This is a genomic window from Streptomyces regalis (genome assembly GCF_001509475.1).
Taxonomy (GTDB): Bacteria; Actinomycetota; Actinomycetes; order Streptomycetales; family Streptomycetaceae; genus Streptomyces; species Streptomyces regalis.
Genome location: NZ_LLZG01000369.1, coordinates 1 through 20,188, shown reverse-complemented (window position 1 = coordinate 20,188; position 20,188 = coordinate 1). Strand labels below are relative to the sequence as shown.

The 20,188-nt window shown below is 71.7% G+C and carries 18 protein-coding genes; 10 read left to right on the top strand and 8 right to left on the bottom strand.

The annotated features are described in order from the left end of the window. Positions 1-6: 6 nt before the first annotated feature. From ADL12_RS34920 to ADL12_RS34905, 4 genes are all read right to left on the bottom strand, one after another. The gene (locus ADL12_RS34920) at positions 7-777 is read right to left on the bottom strand and encodes an MlaE family ABC transporter permease (RefSeq protein WP_062709872.1); all 771 of its coding nucleotides are present in this window, start codon (positions 775-777) and stop codon (positions 7-9) included. Further along, positions 774-1,724: an ABC transporter ATP-binding protein gene (locus tag ADL12_RS34915; protein WP_062709870.1), complete on the bottom strand. Its 951-nt coding sequence runs from the start codon at positions 1,722-1,724 to the stop codon at positions 774-776. The genes ADL12_RS34920 and ADL12_RS34915 overlap by 4 nt, the downstream gene beginning before the upstream one ends. 621 nt (positions 1,725-2,345) lie before the next feature. Further along, a complete protein-coding gene (locus ADL12_RS34910) occupies positions 2,346-3,416 on the bottom strand; it encodes an RNA polymerase sigma factor (protein ID WP_062709868.1) in 1,071 nt (356 codons plus the stop codon). A gap of 54 nt (positions 3,417-3,470) precedes the next feature. Further along, positions 3,471-4,535 carry a lytic transglycosylase domain-containing protein gene (locus ADL12_RS34905; RefSeq protein WP_062709866.1) on the bottom strand — a complete coding sequence of 355 codons (1,065 nt, stop codon included), beginning with the start codon at positions 4,533-4,535 and terminating at the stop codon, positions 3,471-3,473. Between the two features lie 185 nt (positions 4,536-4,720). Here ADL12_RS34905 and ADL12_RS34900 point away from each other — a divergent pair, with 185 nt between their 5' ends. The 4 genes from ADL12_RS34900 to ADL12_RS34885 all read left to right on the top strand — a co-directional run bounded on the left by ADL12_RS34900 (position 4,721) and on the right by ADL12_RS34885 (position 10,630). Further along, positions 4,721-6,223 carry an esterase/lipase family protein gene (locus ADL12_RS34900; protein WP_062709864.1) on the top strand — a complete coding sequence of 501 codons (1,503 nt, stop codon included), beginning with the start codon at positions 4,721-4,723 and terminating at the stop codon, positions 6,221-6,223. 74 nt (positions 6,224-6,297) lie between these two features. Next, complete coding sequence (locus ADL12_RS34895) at positions 6,298-7,005, top strand: response regulator transcription factor (protein WP_062709861.1); 708 nt, start codon at positions 6,298-6,300, stop codon at positions 7,003-7,005. Positions 7,006-7,175: 170 nt separating this feature from the next. Then, entirely contained in the window at positions 7,176-8,999 is a 1,824-nt protein-coding gene (locus ADL12_RS34890) for a flavin-containing monooxygenase (protein ID WP_062709858.1), read from the top strand. Further along, positions 8,996-10,630, top strand: coding sequence for an NHL repeat-containing protein (locus ADL12_RS34885; RefSeq protein WP_062709854.1), 1,635 nt, complete (start codon positions 8,996-8,998; stop codon positions 10,628-10,630). The genes ADL12_RS34890 and ADL12_RS34885 overlap by 4 nt, the downstream gene beginning before the upstream one ends. Here ADL12_RS34885 and ADL12_RS34880 read toward each other — a convergent pair. Next, positions 10,627-10,977 carry a MazG-like family protein gene (locus tag ADL12_RS34880; RefSeq protein ID WP_062709851.1) on the bottom strand — a complete coding sequence of 117 codons (351 nt, stop codon included), beginning with the start codon at positions 10,975-10,977 and terminating at the stop codon, positions 10,627-10,629. The two genes, ADL12_RS34885 and ADL12_RS34880, sit on opposite strands and share 4 nt — an antisense overlap. A gap of 79 nt (positions 10,978-11,056) precedes the next feature. Here ADL12_RS34880 and ADL12_RS34875 point away from each other — a divergent pair, with 79 nt between their 5' ends. Further along, positions 11,057-11,605 (top strand): YciI family protein, encoded by a 549-nt coding sequence (locus tag ADL12_RS34875; protein WP_062709846.1) that lies wholly within the window; start codon positions 11,057-11,059, stop codon positions 11,603-11,605. 57 nt (positions 11,606-11,662) lie between these two features. On the opposite strand, the gene ADL12_RS34870 is transcribed toward ADL12_RS34875, so the two are convergent. Beyond that, the gene (locus tag ADL12_RS34870; RefSeq protein WP_062709844.1) at positions 11,663-12,229 is read right to left on the bottom strand and encodes a DoxX family protein; all 567 of its coding nucleotides are present in this window, start codon (positions 12,227-12,229) and stop codon (positions 11,663-11,665) included. Between the two features lie 132 nt (positions 12,230-12,361). Between ADL12_RS34870 and ADL12_RS34865 the strand changes: the two genes are divergently transcribed. Together ADL12_RS34865 and ADL12_RS34860 are read left to right on the top strand one after the other, a co-directional pair. Further along, complete coding sequence (locus tag ADL12_RS34865; protein ID WP_062709841.1) at positions 12,362-12,688, top strand: hypothetical protein; 327 nt, start codon at positions 12,362-12,364, stop codon at positions 12,686-12,688. Positions 12,689-12,767: 79 nt separating this feature from the next. Further along, complete coding sequence (locus tag ADL12_RS34860) at positions 12,768-13,754, top strand: aldo/keto reductase (RefSeq protein ID WP_062709936.1); 987 nt, start codon at positions 12,768-12,770, stop codon at positions 13,752-13,754. A 236-nt stretch (positions 13,755-13,990) separates the two neighbouring features. Here the strand turns inward: ADL12_RS34860 and ADL12_RS34855 are convergent, their stop codons facing one another. Continuing rightward, the gene (locus tag ADL12_RS34855; RefSeq protein WP_062709933.1) at positions 13,991-14,770 is read right to left on the bottom strand and encodes an SDR family oxidoreductase; all 780 of its coding nucleotides are present in this window, start codon (positions 14,768-14,770) and stop codon (positions 13,991-13,993) included. Between the two features lie 134 nt (positions 14,771-14,904). Here ADL12_RS34855 and ADL12_RS34850 point away from each other — a divergent pair, with 134 nt between their 5' ends. After that, positions 14,905-16,545 carry an alkaline phosphatase D family protein gene (locus tag ADL12_RS34850; RefSeq protein WP_062709838.1) on the top strand — a complete coding sequence of 547 codons (1,641 nt, stop codon included), beginning with the start codon at positions 14,905-14,907 and terminating at the stop codon, positions 16,543-16,545. On the opposite strand, the gene ADL12_RS34845 is transcribed toward ADL12_RS34850, so the two are convergent. Further along, on the bottom strand, positions 16,532-17,578 hold the full coding sequence (locus tag ADL12_RS34845; protein WP_062709835.1) for a Gfo/Idh/MocA family protein: 1,047 nt from the start codon (positions 17,576-17,578) through the stop codon (positions 16,532-16,534). The genes ADL12_RS34850 and ADL12_RS34845 overlap by 14 nt on opposite strands. A gap of 97 nt (positions 17,579-17,675) precedes the next feature. Between ADL12_RS34845 and ADL12_RS34840 the strand changes: the two genes are divergently transcribed. Beyond that, positions 17,676-19,001 carry a multidrug effflux MFS transporter gene (locus tag ADL12_RS34840; RefSeq protein ID WP_062709832.1) on the top strand — a complete coding sequence of 442 codons (1,326 nt, stop codon included), beginning with the start codon at positions 17,676-17,678 and terminating at the stop codon, positions 18,999-19,001. Beyond that, on the top strand, positions 18,953-20,128 hold the full coding sequence (locus ADL12_RS34835; protein WP_062709829.1) for a serine hydrolase domain-containing protein: 1,176 nt from the start codon (positions 18,953-18,955) through the stop codon (positions 20,126-20,128). The genes ADL12_RS34840 and ADL12_RS34835 overlap by 49 nt, the downstream gene beginning before the upstream one ends. Positions 20,129-20,188: the final 60 nt, after the last annotated feature.

Sequence of the window (20,188 nt, the reverse complement as noted above, 5' to 3'; positions counted from 1 at the left end):
AACCCCTCAACCCCTCTGCGGGACGACCTGGAAGTACACCGCGGTCATCACGAAGTTGGTCACGAACAGCAACATGAAGGTGATCACCACCGACTGGTTCACCGCGTCGCCCACACCCTTCGGGCCGCCCTTCGCGGTCAGTCCCTTGTACGAGGCGACGATCCCGGAGATCGCGCCGAAGACGAGTGCTTTGACCTCGGCCGCCCACAGGTCGGAGAGCTGGGCGAGGGTGGTGAAGGAGGCGAGGTAGGCGCCGGGGGTGCCGTTCTGCAGGACGACGTTGAAGAAATAGCCGCCCGCCACGCCGACCACCGACACCAGGCCGTTGAGCAGCACCGCCACCAGCATCGACGCCAGCACGCGCGGTACGACGAGGCGGTGGATGGGGTCGATGCCCAGCACCTGCATCGCGTCGATCTCGTCGCGGATCTTCCGCGCCCCGAGGTCGGCACAGATCGCCGTGCCGCCGGCGCCCGCGATGAGCAGCGCGGTGACGATCGGCGAGGCCTCGCGCAGTACGGCGAGCACGGAGGCGGCTCCGGAGAAGGACTGGGCGCCGAGCTGCCGGGTCAGGCTGCCGATCTGCAGCGCGATGACCGCGCCGAACGGGATGGAGACCAGGGCCGTCGGCAGGATCGTCACGCTCGCGACGAACCACGCCTGCTGGATGAACTCCCTTGCCTGGAACGGCCGTCGGGGAATCGTCCGGATGACGTCGAGCGCCATCGCGAACAGGCTCCCCGACTGCCGCAGCGCTCCGATCGGTGACAGGCTCATGCGCCGGCCACCGCCTTCTCGTGCAGCGCGGCCTCGCGCCGGGCGATGGCCTCCCAGCGCGGTGGCCGCGGGATGCCCGGCCCCGGCAGCAGGCGGGGAGTCAGAGCCTGGCTGCCGGGAGACCGTGCGCCCTTGCCGTCGCCGTCGCCGAGGGCGGCGAGCTCCTGCTCGACCTGGGCGGCGTCCTTCTCCTCCGCCATGCCGATCGGCCCCTGCATGCGGCCGTTCAGGAACTGCCGTACGACAGGCTCGTCGCTGGTCAGCAGCTCCTCACGTGGCCCGAACATGACCAGCTCGCGGCGGAACAGCAGCCCGATGTTGTCCGGGACCTGGCGGGCCGAGGCGATGTCGTGGGTGACGATCAGGAAGGTCGCGTCGATCTGGGCGTTGAGGTCGACGATGAGCTGGTTGAGGTAGGCCACGCGGACGGGGTCGAGGCCCGAGTCGGGTTCGTCGAAGAGGATGATCTCGGGATCGAGCACGAGCGCCCGGGCGAGCCCCGCCCGCTTCCGCATCCCGCCGGAGATCTCGCCGGGCAGCTTCTCCTCGGCGCCGATCAGCCCGACCATGTCCATCTTCTCCAGCACGATGCGCCGGATCTCGCTCTCGGACTTACGGGTGTGCTCGCGCAGCGGGAAGGCGATGTTGTCGTACAGGTTCATCGAACCGAACAGCGCGCCGTCCTGGAACAGCACCCCGAACAGCTTCCGCACCTCGTACAGGTCGTGCTCGCGCAGCCGCGTGATGTCCCGGCCCTGGATCGTGATCGACCCGCGCTCCGGCTTCAGCAGTCCGACGAGCGTCTTGAGGAACACCGACTTGCCCGTGCCCGAGGGCCCGAGCATGACCGAGACCTCCCCGGCGGGCAGCGTCAGTGAGACGTCCTGCCAGATGACCTGGTGACCGAAGGACTTGGTCAGCCCTTCCACACAGATCTCGACACCCATCCGGTCCACCCTTCAGCCCCTGGAGCAGCTCTGACATCTGCTCTACGGGGAGGGGGCGGACGTCCGTCGCTTGCGTGGCGGATTTTTTTCGGGCGAGTTTCGGAGTGGGGAATTTGGGGTGGCTTACGGTCGTATGTCCGCGGCTACGGCAGGGCGCTGCCGTCGGCACGGGGAGTGAGGGGGACGGTAGGGCGGTGGAGGCGTCCGGGACTGTTGCCGTGTCCGTCGGGTCGGCGGGGGGCTGCACCGCCAGGTCGGGGACGTCGGGGAGTTTGGGGAGGTCCGGCACCTCGGGGGTTGGCCGACCGGGTCAACGTGATCGTGCGATCTGGGACGCCGGTTACGGCGCCGGCGTGCGGAGCCCCCGTTCCACCGGAGTGATGGTTCGGGGCCTCTCCGCCGCCTCTGGCCGTACCCACATGGCCAGGTCGTGAGGGCGGTGTCCATCAGCGGCCTCCGGCCGCGGGGGCCTCCCGGGCCCGGACCACGCACGCGATGCGTGTCGCCGCCCCGGGGTCGAGTACGCCGGGGACCTGGGGGCACCCCCTCTGGGGGAGCACCCAAGACCGTTCGGGGCGCGCGGCTGAACGGGACTCACTCCTGCTCAGTCTTCAGGAACGGTTACGGCAGGGTGCTTGGCGTTGGCACGGGCAGTGAGGGGGACGGTAGGGCGGTGGAGGCGTCCGGGATCGTCGTCGTGTCCGTTGGGTCGACGGGGGCCTCTACCGGCAGGTCGGGGACGTCGGGCAGGTCCGGTACCTCGGGGGGCAGTGGGACCTCCGGGGCGGACAGCACCGGCAGCGGGGATACCGGGACCTCCGGCACCGCTGGCAGCGACGGCACGGACAGGGGCAGGAACGATTCGGCCGCCGGGGACTCGGCAGCCCCCCGTTCGCCCGAGGTGGCCATGGGCGTGTTCCCCTGTGGCGTACCACCCGCACCCCTGCCGTCGGGCCGCAGCGCCTCCCCGCCGCCCGGCGAGGCGACGGCGGGCCGAGGTGCCGTACCGCCACCGCCGTCCCCGCTCCCGTCGAGGGCGTACGGCAGCACGAACCCCGCCACCGCCAGGGTCGCCGCCGTCGAGGCCACCGCCACGGCGTGCACCTTGCCGCCGCCGCGCGGTCGCCCCCATCCGATGAGGAACAGCGCGAACCCGAGCGTGGCGGCCAGCGACTGCCGCAGCGTCCGCCGCGCCCGGGCCAGCAGCGACTCTACGGTCCGGTAACTGAGTCCCATCTGGACGGCGACCTGCCCGACGTCGAGGTCCTCCGACTTCAGCCGCAGCGCCTCGGCCTGCCGCGCGGGCAGCTCACCACTGCGCACCGCCAGCCACTTCGCCTCGGCCCGGTCGCACACCGCCTCCTCGACGGGCACGGGGCCGGGGGCGATGAGCGTCGGGCTGGTGCGCACCTCGGCCTCACGGTTCACCTGCCGGTAGCGGTCGATGCACAGCCGCATCGTGACCGTCGTCAGCCAGGCCGCGAGCCGCTCGTCGTCCAGGTCGGGACGCTCGGCGGCGCGCAGCATCGCCTCGTGCACCGCGTCCTCGGCGTCCTCCGCACTCATCGACCTGCGCCTGGCCACCTTGAGCAACTGCTCGCGGTGGTTCCACATGCGCTGCCAACGTTCGTCGGCGGCATCGAGCTCCGCAGGTGTCTCTGCGGGCATGTCCGCAGGCATGTCCGTCGCCATGAGGGCCCCTTCGCGCTCACCACCGGTTTTCGTTCCGCCCGGCGGGGCGCGACATTACCGCCGAGTATCGGCCGTTGTGGAGGGGGTGGCGGTCATCGAGTCCGCGCTGTTACTGGCCAGTGGGGCGCCGTCGGACAGCAGGCCGTCGTCGGGGAGCTCGATGTCCGGGGACGGGAGGGGGAGTTGCGGATTCTCGGTCTCGTCGGGTTCGGTGGCCGGACGGGACGCGGTCGGGGCCGGCGAGTCGGGGGTCGACGGCGGGCGGGACGGGGTGGCGCTGGGCCGGGAGGAGGGGTGCGTCGGTGAGACCTCCTTCGGCCGGGCCGGGGACGGCGACGGCTCGGGGTGTTCGGCGGAGGCGGCGGAGCTGTCCGGGACGACCCTGTGCCCCTCCAGGAAGTACGCGTACCAGGCGCGGACCGTGCGCAGATAGGCTGCCGAGTGGTTGTAGCCGAGGATCGCCCGGTCGAGGCCGGCCGGGTCGGACAGGTCCCGCCCGCCCGCGCAGAGGTAGCGCCCGGCCGCGAGGGCCGCGTCGAAGACGTTGTTCGGGTCGCTGCGCCCGTCGCCGTTGCCGTCCGCGCCCCACCGGGCCCAGGTCGACGGGATGAACTGCATCGGCCCGACCGCGCGGTCGTAGGCCGTGTCCCCGTCGTGGGCGCCGCCGTCGGTGTCCCGGATCAGCGCGAAGGCCACGCCGTCCAGGCGCGGGCCGAGGATCGGCGTCACGGCCGTACCGTCCGACGTCACCCGGCCGCCCCGCGCCTGACCGGACTCCACCTGCCCGATCGCCGCCAGCAACTGCCACCGCAGCCGGCAGCCGGGCGCCTCGCGCGCGAGCCGCTCCTCCGCCCGCCGGTAGGCGTCGAACACGCTCGCGGGCAGCGTGGCGCCCGCCACTTCGGCCGGTGCCCCGCCGCCGTCCCGCTTCCCGGTCCGCAGCGGCGGCAGTTCGGTGCGGTACGGCGTGTCGCCGGACACGCTCGGTCCGTGCTCCGCGGGCGCCTGCCCCGCGGCCCGTGCCGGGACCGCCCCCGGCGCGTGGGACGCGGTCAGCGCCACCACCGCCGCCACCGCGACCGCCGTACCTCTGGCGGCTCTGCCTCCGTGCCCTGCCACGTTCTGTTCCCCTCCCTGCAGACGGCTGTCGTCTGCTCTACGGGGCAGGGGGGCGGATCCGTCGCGGGGATCTGTCGCGGGGACCCGCCCGGCCGTGGCATCACCGTTTCGGGCTATTCCCGGAGGCCGGAGTTCCGGGCTTCGTCTACTCAGGAGGAGTGGACCCCGGTGCTTGGAGGCAAGGCGTGGACGACAACCGCAGACTTCCGCTCGTCTACGTCCGGGGCTTCGCCGGCGGAACCCGCGGGATCGACAAGGCCGTGGTCGACCCCTTCTACGGCTTCAACGAGGGCTCCACCCACGTCCGCGTCGGCGCGCACAGCCAGCCGCTCTTTCACCAGTTCGAGAGCCCGCTGCTGCGCCTGCTGCGGGAGGAGGGCTACGAACTGCTCGTCAAGGGGAGCCAGGAGGCCTACCTCGCGGACCACGCGGAGATTCCCGCCAACAGCATCTGGATCCACCGCTTCTACGACCGCTCGGCGACCACCTGGGGCGGCAGCCCCCAGGAGTACCGGCTGGAGCACGCCGCCGCCGACCTGCTCGACCTGATCGACCGGCTGCGGGAGAAGAGCGGGGCCCCCGCCGTGATCCTCGTGGCGCACTCCATGGGCGGACTGATCTGCCGGTGCCTGCTGCAGAAGGTCCTGCCCGACCGGGGCCGCGCCGCCGCCGACTGCGTAGCGAAGTTCTTCACCTACGGCACCCCGCACGGTGGCATCGGCTTCGACGCCGGGGGCGGGTGGCTGGAGCGGATCCGGGACACGCTCGGCATCCAGGGCGCCGACATTTTCGGCCCCCGGCGGATGTACGAGTACCTCACCCCACAGGACCGGCTGGACCCCGACGGCCCGCCCGGCGACTGGGACTCCCGGCTGATGCCCACGGGGCCGGGGGCGCTACCCGCCGAGCGCGTCTTCTGCCTGGTGGGGACCGACCCGGCGGACTACGACGTCGCCCTCGGGCTGTCGTCGGCCGCCGTCGGGCCGCACAGCGACGGGCTCGTGCAGATCGAGCGGGCGTATGTGCCGGGCGCCCACCAGGCCTTCGTGCACCGCAGCCACAGCGGGCGCTACGGGATGGTCAACTCCGAGGAGGGCTACCAGAACCTGCGGCGGTTTCTCTTCGGGGACACCAGGATCGAGGCGTCGCTGGTCGACTACCGGCTGTCCGGCGGCTCGGACGTTGTGTGGCAGGCCGAGGCCCGGCTGTCGGTGCGCGGGCTGCCCGTGGTGATGCACGAGCGGCTCGCCGCCCACTGGTGCCCGATCCAACTCGACGCGGCTCAGGACGGGCAGGAGGCGTCGAAGTCGCTGGCGACCACCTTCCTCAACAGCGGCCTGCGGCAGTCGACGGACGAACCCATGCGGTTCATCCTCCAGCTGCGGATCATCTCCCTGCGTGAGCGGCACGGCATCCTCCATCTCGGCGACCACCTGGAGCAGACCGCCGACTTCGCCGACACCCTCGTCATCGACGTGGGCACGCCGGAGGCCGGCCCCGGCATCTGGGCCGCCTGGAACTCGGAGATCGAAGGTGCCATCCGCGACCACCGCGTCGCAGGAGAGCCCCGGGTGGACGAGGACCCCACCCCCGAGCGCTGGGTCGCGCACATCGAACTGCCCACCACCGCCGCACCCCTCGTCGGCCGCGAGGCGCGGATCCGGCTCGTCGCCACGCCCTGGACGTGACGTGACGTGGTGAGGAGACCGGGAGACCTCATCTGCGGATACTTGCCTCAGGCAACCCGCAGTAAAGTGACCGTATGCCGAAGCCGCCGTCGACCGACGCGGTACCGGATGTCCTGCTCGTCGCCGGTGACCCCCGTACCTCCGAGCCGCTGTCCGCGATGCTGGAGCTCGCCGGATACCGGACCGTCGCGGTGGACCGCGCCACCGAGGCCACCGTCTGGCTCACCGAGCGCCGGTTCGATCTGGTCATCCTCGATGTCACGCTGCCGGACACCGGGGCGCTCAGGAACAGTCGCCGTCTCCTCGCCCCCGACCGCCCGGCCGTCCTGCTGCTCACCGGCAGCGGAGAGTTCCTGGGCAGTCTTCCCGGGGGCGGCCCCGGCGCGGACGGGCAGGGGGGCCGGGCGGCGTCGGGCCGAGTGGCCGAAGTCCTCGCCCGCGCACGGCAGTTGGTGCGCGGTGCGGAGCCCTCCGGATGGGACGGTGCGCTGCGCTACGGCGACCTCGTGCTGGACCACGCCACCCGCCGGGCGCGGCGCGGCGAGCGCACCATCGAGCTCACGCCCGCGGAGTACCGCCTCCTGCGCCACCTGCTGGTGAACGCCGAACGCGTGCTGTCCAAGGAGCAGATCGGGCGGCACGTCTGGGACGACCCGCCCACCGACAGCGCGATCGAGCGGCTCGTCTCACGGCTGCGCCGCAAGGTGAACGGCGAGCAGCCGCCGCTGATCCACACCCGGCGGGGCTTCGGCTACTGGCTGGGCGGGACGACCCGGCCGTAAGCCTGCCGTGGCGGCCGGTTTCGGACGTGCGGCAGCTGTGGGACGGCTCACGCTGATCAAGTGTCCGGGAACTGTCTGGGTGCTGTCAGTCCGGTTCGCTTCACTGGTCCTCGACTTCCCCAGTCCCGGCCCTCCCCACGGCCGGCCCCACGACCGAGGAGAGCAGGCCCGTGCCCGAGCCACAGGACCCCCACAACGACGTGCAGGACCTGGACTTCGACCCCGAAGCCCTGCGCGCCAGGTACCGCGCCGAGCGCGACCGCCGGATCCGCCCCGACGGCGGCGCCCAGTACCGGCACCTCGCCGGCGAGGCCGGCGTGGACGACCAGGACCCGTACGCCGACCCGGAGTTCACCCGTGAGCCGCTGCACGACCGGGTCGAGGCCCTGGTCGTGGGCGGTGGCTTCGGCGGGCTGCTCGCCGGGGCGCGGCTGCGGCAGGCGGGTGCCCAGGAGATCCGGGTCATCGAGCAGGGCGGGGACTTCGGCGGCACCTGGTACTGGAACCGGTACCCGGGCATCCACTGCGACATCGAGTCGTACATCTATCTGCCGCTGCTCGAAGAGCTCGGCTACGTCCCGCAGTGGAAGTACGCGCCGGGCGAGGAGATCCGGCAGCACGCGCAGGCCATCGCCCGGCACTTCGGCCTCTACGACCACGCCTGCTTCCAGACCCAGGTCACCGGACTGCGCTGGGACGAGGAGCAGTCGGAGTGGGTCGTCCGCACCGATCGCGGCGACGAGATGCGGGCGCGCTACGTCGTCGTCTCCAGCGGCACCCTCAGCCAGGCCAAACTGCCCGGCATCCCCGGCATCGAGACCTTCCGCGGGCACACCTTCCACACCAGCCGCTGGGACTACACCTACACCGGCGGCGACGCGAGCGGCGGCCTGACGGGCCTCGCCGACAAGCGCGTCGCCCTCATCGGCACCGGCGCCACCGCCATCCAGGTCGTGCCGCACCTCGGGGCCGACGCGGCGCAGGTGTACGTCTTCCAGCGCACCCCGTCCTCCGTCGACGTACGCGGCAATCGGCCCACCGACCCGCAGTGGGCGAAGTCGCTGAAGCCCGGGTGGCAGCGGCGCCGCATGGAGAACTTCCTCAAGGTCGTCACCGGCGTCCGGCAGGACGAGGACCTGGTGAACGACGCCTGGACCTCCAGCGCCCGGCTCCAGGAGAAGCTCATCCCGACCAACGCCTACGCCGACGTCCCGGCCGAGGAGCGCGAACTCGCCTACGAGATCGCCGACTTCCAGAAGATGAACGAGCTGCGCTCCCGCGTCGAGACAGTGGTCGAGGACCCGGAGACCGCCGAGAAGCTCAAGCCCTGGTACCGCTACATGTGCAAGCGGCCCACCTTCAGCGACCACTACCTGCAGACCTTCAACCGGCCCAGCGTCACCCTCGTCGACACCGCCGACACCCACGGCGTCGAGCGGATCACCGAGAACGCCGTCGTGGTCGGCGACGTGGAGTACGAGGTCGACTGCATCATCTTCGCGACCGGGTTCGACGTCGGCAGGTCGGGCGTGCTGTCCGGGAAGCTCCCGGTGTACGGGCGGGACGGCGCCGGCCTGCTGCAGACCTGGATGACCGAGGGCCTCAAGACTCTGCACGGACTCACCACCCGCGGCTTCCCCAACCTCTTCCTGCTCGGCTCGATGCAGAACGCCGCCTCCGTCAACTTCGTCCACATCCTCGACGAACAGGCCTCGCATGTCGCCGAGGTCGTGGCCGAGGCGCGCAAGAGGCAGGCCCGGTACGTCGAGCCGACCGCCGAGGCGCAGGACGCCTGGGTGACGACGATCCGCCAGAAGGCGGCCGACCTCTACAAGTTCCAGGCCGAGTGCACCCCCGGCTACTACAACAACGAGGGAAGTCCGAGGGAGCGCAGCGAGTCGTACGGCGACGGACCGGTCGCCTTCCACGAGCTGCTGCGGCGCTGGCGGTCGCAGGGCGGCATGCGCGAGGTGCTGGTGGAGAGCGAGGCATGACGGTCATGGAGCCGACGAGCAGGTATGACGCGACCGGCAAGCGGCGTGCCACCAGCGCCCGTTGGGCGCTCGAGCGGCTCAATCCGCCCAGCCTGCTGTGGGGTTCCAACGGCGTGGCGTTCGGGCCCGACGGGCGGCTGTACGTCGCCCAGTTCCTCGCCGGGCAGATCAGCGCCGTCGACCCGGCCTCCGGGGACGTCGAGGTGGTCGTGCCGATGGACAGCCCCGTGCAGTCGCCGGACGACCTCGCCTTCGGCGCGGACGGCTCGATGTACATCGCCGACCTGGTGCCGGGGCGGGTGTGGCGCCGCAGCCCGCAGGGGACGTACACGCTCGTCTCCGGCGACGTGGACAATCCCAACGGCATCACCTGCATCGGCGACCGGCTGTTCGTGAACGAGATGAAGCCCGACGGCCGTCTGATGGAGCTCTTTCCCGACGGACGGGACCCGCGCGTCCTGACGCAGGGGCTGGCGCTCGGCAACGCCATGCAGCTGGGCCCCGACGGCCACCTCTACTACCCGCACATGATGAGCGGCCGGAACCCGCTGCTCACCGGCCAGGTCTGGCGGATCCCGCCCGACGGGGGCGCGCCCGAGGTGGTCGCGGACGACGTCCACCAGCCGGTCGCCGTGCGGTTCGACCAGGGCGGGGTGCTGCATGTGCTGTCCCGGGGCCCGGAGGGCATCGTCACCCGCATCGACCTGCACGGCAGCGGCTCGCGGACCCTGGTCACCAGCGGCGTCGTCGGGCTGGACAACGCGGCCTTCGACGCCGAGAACCGCATGTTCGTCTCCAGCTATTCCAGCGGCGGCGTCACCGAGATGCATCCCGACGGGCGCACGCGCGAGATCGTGCCGCGCGGCCTCGACGGACCGTACGGCGTGACGATCGACCTGGGCGGCAGGGTGTACGCCGCCGACCACTACCGCGTCGCGCGCCCCGAACCCTCACCCGAGGGCGGCGTCACGACACACTCCCTGCTGCACTTCTCGCACGGCATCGTGGCCGACGGCGAACTCCTGCACATCACCTCGCAGTTCGGGCAGATCCAGACGTACGACCCCGAGGCCGGGACCACACGGGAACGGGCCGGCGGACTGCGGCGGCCGCTCGGCCTCACGGTCGCCCCGGACGGCTCGCTGATCGTCGCCGAGTCGGACGCGGGGCGGGTCGTGGCCGTCGACGAGGCCGATGTCCTCACCGTGCTCGCCGACGGGCTCGACCGGCCCGTGGACGTGGCCTTCGATGCCGAGGGCCGCTGCTACGTCAGCGACGAGCAACTCGGCGCCGTGCTGCGGCTGGAGGAGGACGGGCCGCCGACGGTCGTCGTGGACGGGCTCGACGCGCCGCAGGGCCTCGCGGTCCTGGGCGACGAACTGTTCACGGTGGAGACCGGACAGCGCCGGCTGCGGGCGCTGTCCCTGACGACGGGGGAGACCCGCACCGACGCCGAAGACCTGCCGGTCGGGCCGCCACCCGGGGTCGTACCCCGCACGGAGCCCGCCCTCTTCGCGAACGGCATGCCGGGCATGGCCCGCCGGTTCGCGGGGCTGACAGCCGGCCCGGACGGTTCACTGCTGCTGTCGGCGAACGGGGAGGGGACGGTGCTGAGGCTGAAGCCCCGCTAGGACGCAGAACCCAGCGAGCGCTCCTTCACCCGGGCCAGATGCCGGGTGAAGACCTCGCGGGTGTCCGGGGTCAGGGTGCGCAGGGCGACCAGCGCGGTGATCACCACGTCGCAGAGCTCGCCCTGCACGTCCTCCCAGCTGTGCGTGACCCCCTTGCGCGGGTTCTGACCGGTCGCCCCGATCACCGCCTGGGCGACCTCGCCGACCTCCTCCGACAGCTTCAGCATCCGCAGTAGCATGCCCTCCTTGTCACCGACCGGCCGGTTGGCGTCGAGCCAGGTCCACAGGTCGTCGATGGATGCCCACAGGTCGGCGGAGGCGTCGGAAGGGGCGGCCTGATCAGTCATGCGGGCAGCTTGGCACAGGGCCACCCGGGCCGGGAAAGTCCGTTGAGATGCCGCCGTTCGTCGGGGAGGGTCTGGTGGCATGGAGTACTTCTGCTACCACCGCGATCGGCCGGACTCGGTCACGTTGCGCGAGGAACTGCTGGAGGAGCACTGGTCCTACATGGACCGGTACGCGAAGGAGATGATCGCCCGCGGCCCGACCTTCGCCGACGACGGTGAGACGCCCACCGGCAGTGTGCACATCGTCGACCTGCCCGATCCCGCCGCCGCCCGCGCGTTCGCCTTCGACGAGCCCAACTACCAGGCGGGCGTGTACCGGGACGTGCTGCTGCGCCGGTGGCGCAATCTGCTGGGGCGCACCATGTGGGACTTCCCCGGTGGCCGGACCGGCGGCAACCGGTACCTGGTGCTCGGCCTGGGCGCGGGACAGGCCGCCGACCTCGCCGTGCCGGCCGACCGGGACGACCTGATCGCGTACGGGCCCCTGCTGTCCGACGACGGCGCCGCCTGGCTGGGTACGGCCGTGCTGCTCCGGTCCCCGGACCCGGACACGGCACGCGCCGTGCTGACCCCGGGCCGGTACGCCGACATCGAGGTCCACGACTGGGAGTTCGGCGGGCGGCGGTGATGCACCTGCCTGTGGACCCACCCATGGACCCAGCTACGAATCCGCCCGTGCACCCATCTACTCCCCGAACAGAACCTCCTGCTCGTCGAAGAGTCCCGCCTCCTCCTCCTTCTCCGCCTTGTCCAGCCGCTTGTTCCGCACCCCCACCACCACCGCCGTCACCGCAGCCGTCGCCGCGAGTGCCGTAGGAACCATCCAGCCGCGGTCGAAGACATGGCCGAGCGCGTGGTCGAGGGAGAGGCGGCCGGGGCCCGCGATCGCGAGGCCGGTGGCGGCGAGGCCGAGGGTGGCCGCGTACTCGAAGCCGCCCTCCTGGTTGAAGAAGCCGTTCGGGGCGTGCACCGCGGACGCCCCCGCCATCGCACCGGCCGCCGCCGCGCCCGCCCCGGGCGTCGCGAGCCCCAGCGCCAGCAGTGTGCCGCCGCCGGTCTCGGCGAGGCCCGCCGCCGTCGCGCTCGCCTTGCCCGGCCGGTAGCCGGCCGACTCCATGAACTGGCCGGTCCCCTCGATGCCATGCCCGCCGAACCAGCCGAACAGCTTCTGCGTACCGTGCGCGGCCAGCACTCCGCCGGCACCCAGCCGGAGCAACAGCAGGCCCAGATCACGTCGGTCGTATGCACTCACAGTGACTCCCGGAACTGACAGCAGGAACAGGACCCTCCCGCGTATCCACCGTCGCACCGACGACACCCGGTCGGCCTGTCCGCGCCGCCGTTCGGGTGGCGGGCCGACGGGGCCGGTGTGAGGCTGACCGGTATGACGATTCAGACCTCCAAACTCAGCGACCCGGCCGTTCGCGCCTTCGTCACCGCCGTCAACGCCCACGACCGCGAGGGCTTCCTGAACATCCTCGCGCCCGGCGCGACCATGGCGGACGACGGCACCGACCGCGACCTCGCCGACTGGATCGAGCGGGAGATCTTCGCCTCCAACGGCCACATGGAGGTGGACAACGAGTCCAACCAGGGCCGCGACCTCCTCACCCACTACCGCAACGACACCTGGGGCGAGATGCGCACCCGGTGGCACTTCGAGATCGAGGACGACGGCAGGATCTCCCGCTTCGAGACCGGACAGGCATAGTCGGCCGCAGGGAATCCCCTCGGGACCTGCCTTCGTGTGCTTGCCTTCGTGTGCGCTCCAACTCCTAATGTCCTCCGTCATGGAGACCAAGAGGACTTTGGGCCGCAGCGGTATCGAGGTGAGCGCTCTCGGCTTCGGGTGTTGGGCCATCGGCGGTGAGTGGCAGTCCACCGATGGGCAGCCCCTGGGCTGGGGCAAGGTCGACGACGAGGAGTCGATACGGGCGATCCGGCGCGCCCTCGACCTGGGCGTCACCTTCTTCGACACCGCGGACACCTACGGTGCCGGCCACAGCGAACGTGTCCTCGGCCGCGCCCTCGGCAAGCGCCGCGGCGATGTCGTCGTGGCCACCAAGTGGGGCAACGTCTTCGACGAGGAGAGCCGCACCCTCACCGGCGCCGACGACAGCGTGCAGTACGTCCGCCGGGCGCTGACCGCCTCGCTGAAGCGCCTGGACACCGACTACGTCGACCTCTACCAGCTGCACCTGTCGGACGCCGACCCGGAGCGCGCCGCCGAACTGCGTGACGTCTGCGAGGAGTTCGTGCGCGAGGGCATCGTCCGCGCCTACGCCTGGAGCACCGACGACCCCTCCCGCGCTGCCGTCTTCGCGCAAGGGGAGCACTGTGCGGCCGTACAGCACATGGCCAATGTGCTCCAGGACGCGCCGGAGATGTTCGCGCTGTGCGCGGAGCTGGAGCTGGCCAGCATCAACCGCAGCCCGCTGGCGATGGGCCTGCTGACCGGCAAGCGCAGGACCGGCCAGGCCCTGGAGGCCGGGGACATCCGCAGTCGGCCGCCGCAGTGGCTGCAGGGCTTCGGGGACGGTTCCGGCGCCGATCCGGAGTGGGTCGGGCGCGTCGACGCGCTGAAGGACATCCTCACCAGCGGCGGCCGTACGCTCGGCCAGGGCGCCCTCGCCTGGCTGTGGGCCCGCAGCCCGCGCACCGTGCCGATCCCGGGGTTCCGTTCCGTCGCCCAGGCCGAGCAGAACGCGGGCGCGATGGCGAAGGGACCGCTCAGCGCGGAGCAGGTGGCCGAGGTCGACCGGATCCTCGGGCGGTGAGCACCACGCCGTAGGAAATGTGCGACAGCCGTTCCACGCACCGGTGCGTCCCTCGCGGTCCCACGCGAGGTCCACCCCCACCCGGTGTCATGGAACGGCTGCCGCATCCCCCCTCGGAGTGGTCAGCGGAGACTTGTGCCCCAAGTGTGAAGCTTTTGTGGAGAGGGGTCGAGCATATGCTCCTCACCGGTCGCAATGCAGCGGACGGTCACATTCCGCTTGTATAGGTTGACCGCTCAGCCGCGCCCCACGTACGGCATCGCCGTCGCCAGCACCGTCGCGAACTGCACGTTCGCCTCCAACGGCAGCTCCGCCATGTGCCGCACGGTCCGCGCCACGTCGGCGACGTCCATCACGGGCTCGGGTACCACCGAGCCGTCGGCCTGCAGGGCGCCCGTCTGCATGCGCGCGGTCATGTCGGTCGCCGCGTTGCCGATGTCGATCTGGCCGACGGCGATGTTGTAGGGCCGCCCGTCCAGCGACAGCGACTTGGTCAGGCCGGTCAGCGCGTGCTTGGTCGCCGTGTAGGCGACGGAGTGCGGGCGGGGTGTGTGCGCCGAGATGGACCCGTTGTTGATGATCCGGCCGCCCTGCGGGTCCTGCTCCTTCATCTGCCGGTACGCCGCCTGCGCGCACAGGAACGCCCCGTTGAGGTTGGTGTCCACGACATGCCGCCAGGCGTCGTACGACAGCTCCTCGACCGGCACCCCGCCCGGCCCGAACGTCCCCGCGTTGTTGAACAGCAGGTCCACCCGCCCGTACCGCTCCACGGTGGCGGCGAACAGCGCGGCCACGTCCTCCTGCCGTGACACGTCCGTCCGTACGGCGAGCGCGGCACCGCCGGGCACCTGTCCCGCCGTCTCCTCAAGCGTCTCGACGCGCCGCCCCGCGAGCGCCACCGACCAGCCCGCGCGCAGCAGTTCCACCGCGACCGCACGGCCGATGCCGGAGCCCGCCCCGGTCACCACGGCGATCCTCGTGTCCGTCCTCGTCGTCTCCGTTTGCCTCTCGTTCATGGGCCCGCAGCGTACGTGAGGGTCCGCCATCCGGAACTCTTCCATCCGCCATCCGGGTGTTGTGTACGCGCCAAGAGGGTGTCGTCCCCGGCCACTCCAATGCCTCATGCATCCATCAGGCAGGGGAGGACCGGATGACCATCACCAGACACGAGCCCCAGCACGCCCCCGAACTGCGCGCGGCCGCCCGCCACATCGGCCGCCGCGGCTTTCTGACCCTGACGGGCGCGGCTGCCGCGCTCGCCTTCGCCGTGAACCTGCCGGCCGCGGGCGCGGCGAGCGCCGCCGAGCTCGACGCCCGCCGGATCGACGACGACCCCTTCACCCTCGGCGTCGCCTCCGGCGACCCGCGGCCCGGCTCCGTCCTGCTGTGGACCCGCCTGGCCCCCGCCCCGTACCAGCCCGACGGCGGACTGCCCGCCGAACGGGTCACCGTCCACTGGGAGCTGGCGCACGACGAGAAGTTCAGCCGCATCGCCAAACGGGGCACCGCCACCGCGCACCCCGAGTACCACCACACGGTCCACGTCGAGGTCGGCCGACTCGACGCGGACCGCGTGTACTACTACCGCTTCCGCACCGGCACCTGGATCAGCGAGACGGGCCGCACCCGCACCGCGCCCGCGACGACCAGCCCGGCGAGCTCGCTGACCCTCGCGGCCGTCTCCTGCCAGGCGTACGCCGACGGCTACTTCACGCCGTACCGCCATCTCGCGCAGGACGACGTGGACGTCGTCTTCCACCTCGGCGACTACCTGTACGAGTACGCGGTCAACTCCGTCGGCGGCTACCGCAACTACACCGACCGCACGCTCCCCGCCCACTTCAACCACGAGACGGTGACCCTGGAGGACTACCGACTGCGCTACGCCCTCTTCAAGTCCGACCCCGACCTTAGGGCCGCGCACGCCGCACACCCCTTCGTCGTCACCTGGGACGACCACGAGACCGAGAACAACTACGCCGACGACACCCCCGAGAACAGCGTCCCGCCGGAGGAGTTCCTGCTGCGCCGGGCCTCCGCCTACCGCGCCTACTGGGAGAACCAGCCCCTGCGCAGCCCGCAGCAGCCCACCGGCCCCGACATGCAGCTCTACCGGCGCCTGCACTGGGGCCGGCTCGCCCAGTTCGACGTGCTGGACACCCGGCAGTACCGCTCCAACCAGGCGTACGGCGACGGCTCCCAGATCCCCGGCCCGGACGTCGACGACCCGGCGCGCACGATGACCGGTGCGACGCAGGAGCGGTGGCTGCTGGACGGGTGGCGCTCGTCGAAGGCGCTGTGGAACGTCGTACCACAGCAGGTCACCTTCTCCCAGCGCAAGTTCGACCTCACCACGCCGTCACGGGTGTCGATGGACGCCTGGGACGGCTACCGCGCCTCCCGCCGCCGCGTGCTGGACGGGGCCAGGACCGCCGGGATCGAGAACCTGATGGTGCTCACCGGTGACGTCCACGTCGGCTACGGCTTCGACATCAAGGACGACTTCGACGACCCCGACTCCGCCACGCTCGGCACGGAGATCGTGGCCACGTCGATCGCGAGCGGCCGGGACGGCATCGACAAGCCCGCCAACTGGGACACGTACATGCAGGCCAACCCGCACATGAAGTTCTACAACGGACGGCGCGGATACGTGACCGTCGCGCTGGGGGAGCAGCGGGCGAGGGCCGACTTCAAGACGGTCCCGTACGTGACCACGCCCGGGGCGCCGGTCACGACGGCCGCGTCCTATGTCACGGAGGTGGGGGAGCCGGGGCTCACGCCGGCGTGAGCGCGGGCGCGAGGTCGTCTCCGGCGCCCTCCTCGGGGGCCTCGCCCGGGTAGCGGACGCCGATGCGGTCCCGGATCGCGTCGAGCGTCCGCATCACGGCGAGCGTGCCGTCGAGCGGGACCAGCGCGGACTCGGTCTCGCCGGCGCGCAGGGCCCGCATCACCTCGGCGGCCTCGTGCCGCAGGCTGCCCCTGGGTCCGTCGGCCGGGTCGGCCGTGAACTCCTCCGGGTCGCGGCCGTCGCGGTGCAGGACGAAACGGTCCGGGAAGAAGAAGCCGTTCGGTACGTCGATACGGCCGCCCGAGCCGGTCACCGACGCGGAGGTCGCCGTACCGCCGACGATGGAGCAGTGCACCGACGCGAGGGCGCCGCTGTCCCAGGAGAGCAGGGCTCCCGTCTGCAGATCGACGCCCTCGGCGGACAGCGCCGCACGCGCCGTGACGTCCGACGGCTCCCCGAGCAGCAGCTGGGCGAAGGAGACCGGGTACACGCCGAGGTCCAGCAGCGCGCCCCCGCCCTGCGCCGGGTCGCGCAGCCGGTGCGCGGGCGGGAAGGGCCCGGCCAGCCCGAAGTCGGCCTGCACATGGCGTACTTCGCCGATCGCGCCGTCGTCCACCAGCGCTTTGAGCCGCCGGACCAGCGGGTTGCAGTACATCCACATGGCTTCCATCAGGAAGCTCCCGCGGGCCCTCGCCAGCGCGACCAGTTCCTCGGCCTCACGCGAGTTCAGCGTGAACGCCTTCTCGCACAGCACGTTGTGCCCCGCCTCCAGACACAGCCCGGCGGCGGCGCGGTGCGCGGAGTGCGGGGTGGCGACGTACACGACATCGATGTCGCCGTCCTGGGCGAGCGCGTCCCAGTCGCCGTACGCCCGCGGTATCCCGAACCGTTCGGCGAACGCGTCCGCCGAGGCCTGGCTCCGCGAGGCCACGGCGACCACCTCGGCGTCGGACAGGTCGATCAGGTCCGCCGTGAACGCGGCCGCGATCCCACCGGTCGCCAGGATCCCCCACCGCACGCTCTGCTCCGCCATGGCGGCCCCACCTCTCGCTCATGTGACGCTCGGCACTCTGTACGAGCTGAGAGCATAGAGGGCGGATCATTCGGAGAGGCCGGAGAGGGAGGGGCGCATGGGCGACCGTGGGGGGCAGGCACAGGACGTGCCGCAGCCGGCCATACCGAGCACACACAAGGCAGACCACAAGACAGAGCAGCCGCCCACTTCTCCCCGCTCCCTGCGCCGCACCGGCCTCCTCGTCACCCTGGTCCTCGGCGGCCTGACCGCCACGCCCCCGCTCGCGATGGACATGTACCTCCCCGCGCTCCCGGAGGTCACCCGCTCCCTGCACGCGCCCGCCGCGACCGTCCAGCTCACGCTCACCGCCTGCCTGGCCGGCATGGCGCTCGGGCAGCTGGTGGTCGGCCCGATGAGCGACCGCTGGGGCCGCAGGCGCCCGCTGCTGGCCGGCCTCGCCGTGTACGTCGTCGCCACCGCACTCTGCGCGCTCGCGCCCACCGTCGAGTTCCTGGTCGCCTTCCGGCTGGCGCAGGGCCTCGCGGGCGCGTCGGCGATAGTGATCGCGCGGGCGGTCGTACGCGACCTCTACGACGGCGTGGCGATGGCCCGCTTCTTCTCGACCCTCATGCTGATCTCGGGCGTGGCCCCGATCGTGGCGCCGCTCATCGGCGGCCAGATCCTGCGGGTGACGGACTGGCGGGGCGTGTTCGTCGTACTCACCGTGGTCGGGGTGCTGCTGGCCGCCCTGGTCTGGCGCAGGCTCCCCGAGACGCTGCCGCCCGAGGACCGGCACAGCGGCGGCGTCGGCGAGGCCCTGCGGGCCATGCGCGGTCTGCTCGCCGACGGCGCGTTCGCCGGCTATACCCTGGCCGGCGGGTTCGCGTTCGCGGCGCTGTTCGCGTACATAGCGGCGTCGCCGTTCGTGATCCAGGAGATCTACGGGGCCTCGCCGCAGACCTTCAGCCTGCTGTTCGGACTCAACTCGGTCGGGCTCGTGATCGTCGGCCAGATCAACGGCAAGATGCTGGTCGGGCGGGCCAGCCTGGACCGGGTGCTGGGCGTGGGCCTGACGGTCGTCATCCTGGCGGCGACCGCGCTGCTGCTGATGTCGCTCGGCGTCTTCGGTGAGGTCGGGCTGGCACCGGTGGCCGCCGCGCTCTTCGTCCTGATGTCCGCGATGGGGGTGACGCTCCCCAACGCCCAGTCCCTGGCCCTCATGCGCACCAAGAACGCGGCCGGGTCCGCCTCCGCGCTCCTCGGTACGTCCTCCTTCCTCATCGGCGCGATCGCCTCGCCCCTCGTGGGCATCGCGGGGGAGGACACCGCCGTCCCGATGGCGGTCGTCCAACTGGCCGCAGCACTGGTGGCGCTGGCCTGCTTCATGGGAATGTGCCGTCCCTGGAACAGACATACGGATGTGGAGGGAGCAGAGAACTGAGCGCGCCGAGACTGCGCGGGGACACGCCGGAAAGGGCCGGACTCGACCCCGGGGAGATCCGTTACCTCGTCCGAGAGGTCCACGACCTCACCATCGGCCCACGCCCCTGGGCAGCCGGAACGGTGCTGGCCGTCGGGCGGGGACCGTACCTCGCCGTCGAGGAGGCGGCGGGCTGGGCGGTGCGGTATGCCTCCTACGACGAGGAGAAGGACGCCGGGGTGGAACTGCCGCCCGAGGCACAAGTCCCGATGACCACGGGCACCCCCTTCGACCTGGCCTCCCTCACCAAGCTCTTCACCGCCGTCGCCGCCGTCCAGCAGATCGAGCGCGGCACGCTCGGCATCGACGCGCGGGTCGGAGCGTATCTGCCGGACTTCCGCGGGGCCGCCAGACACGACGTCACGGTGCGTCAGCTGCTCACCCACACCTCGGGGCTGCGTCCCGAACTCCCGCTGTACGACTGCGCCGACGACGCCGAGCGCCTGGAGAGGCTGCGGGCGGAAGTGCCGGTCGGGGTGCCCGGCACCTACTGCTACTCGGACCTGAACCTCCTCCTGCTCCAGCACACCCTCGAACGCATCACCAGCCGCACGCTCGACGTCCTCATCCACGACGGCATCACGCGTCCCCTGGGCATGACGGCGACCCACTTCGGCCCCTGCCCCCGGGCGGCGGCGACCGAGGACCAACGACGTCCCTGGGCCAAGGCGGACCGGGGGATGCTGCGGGGATCCGTCCACGACGAGAACGCGTGGGCGCTCGGCGAGGTCGCCGGCCACGCGGGCCTGTTCTCGACCGGCCGCGACCTCGCGGTCTTCTGCCGCGCCCTGCTCTCCGGCGGCGCCTACGGGCCCGCCCGCATCCTCGGCCCCGATTTCGTGGAGCTGCTCCTGACCCCGCCGGGGCTGGGCTTCGCGGTCGACCAGCCGTGGTTCATGGGGGAGTTGTCGGGGCGGGGGGCGGCGGGGCACACCGGGTTCACGGGGACGTCGCTGGTGCTGGATCCGGTGACGGACACGTTTGTGGTGCTGCTGGCGAACACGGTGCACCCGCGAAGGCGGACGCCGGACAGCCGGCCGAGGGCGAGGGCGGGGACGAGGGTGGCCCGGGCGGTCCGGGAGCTGTAGCAAAATTCAGCCCCTCCGGCGTTTGAGGAGCGGGGGTCCAGGGGGCAGAGCCCCCTGGCG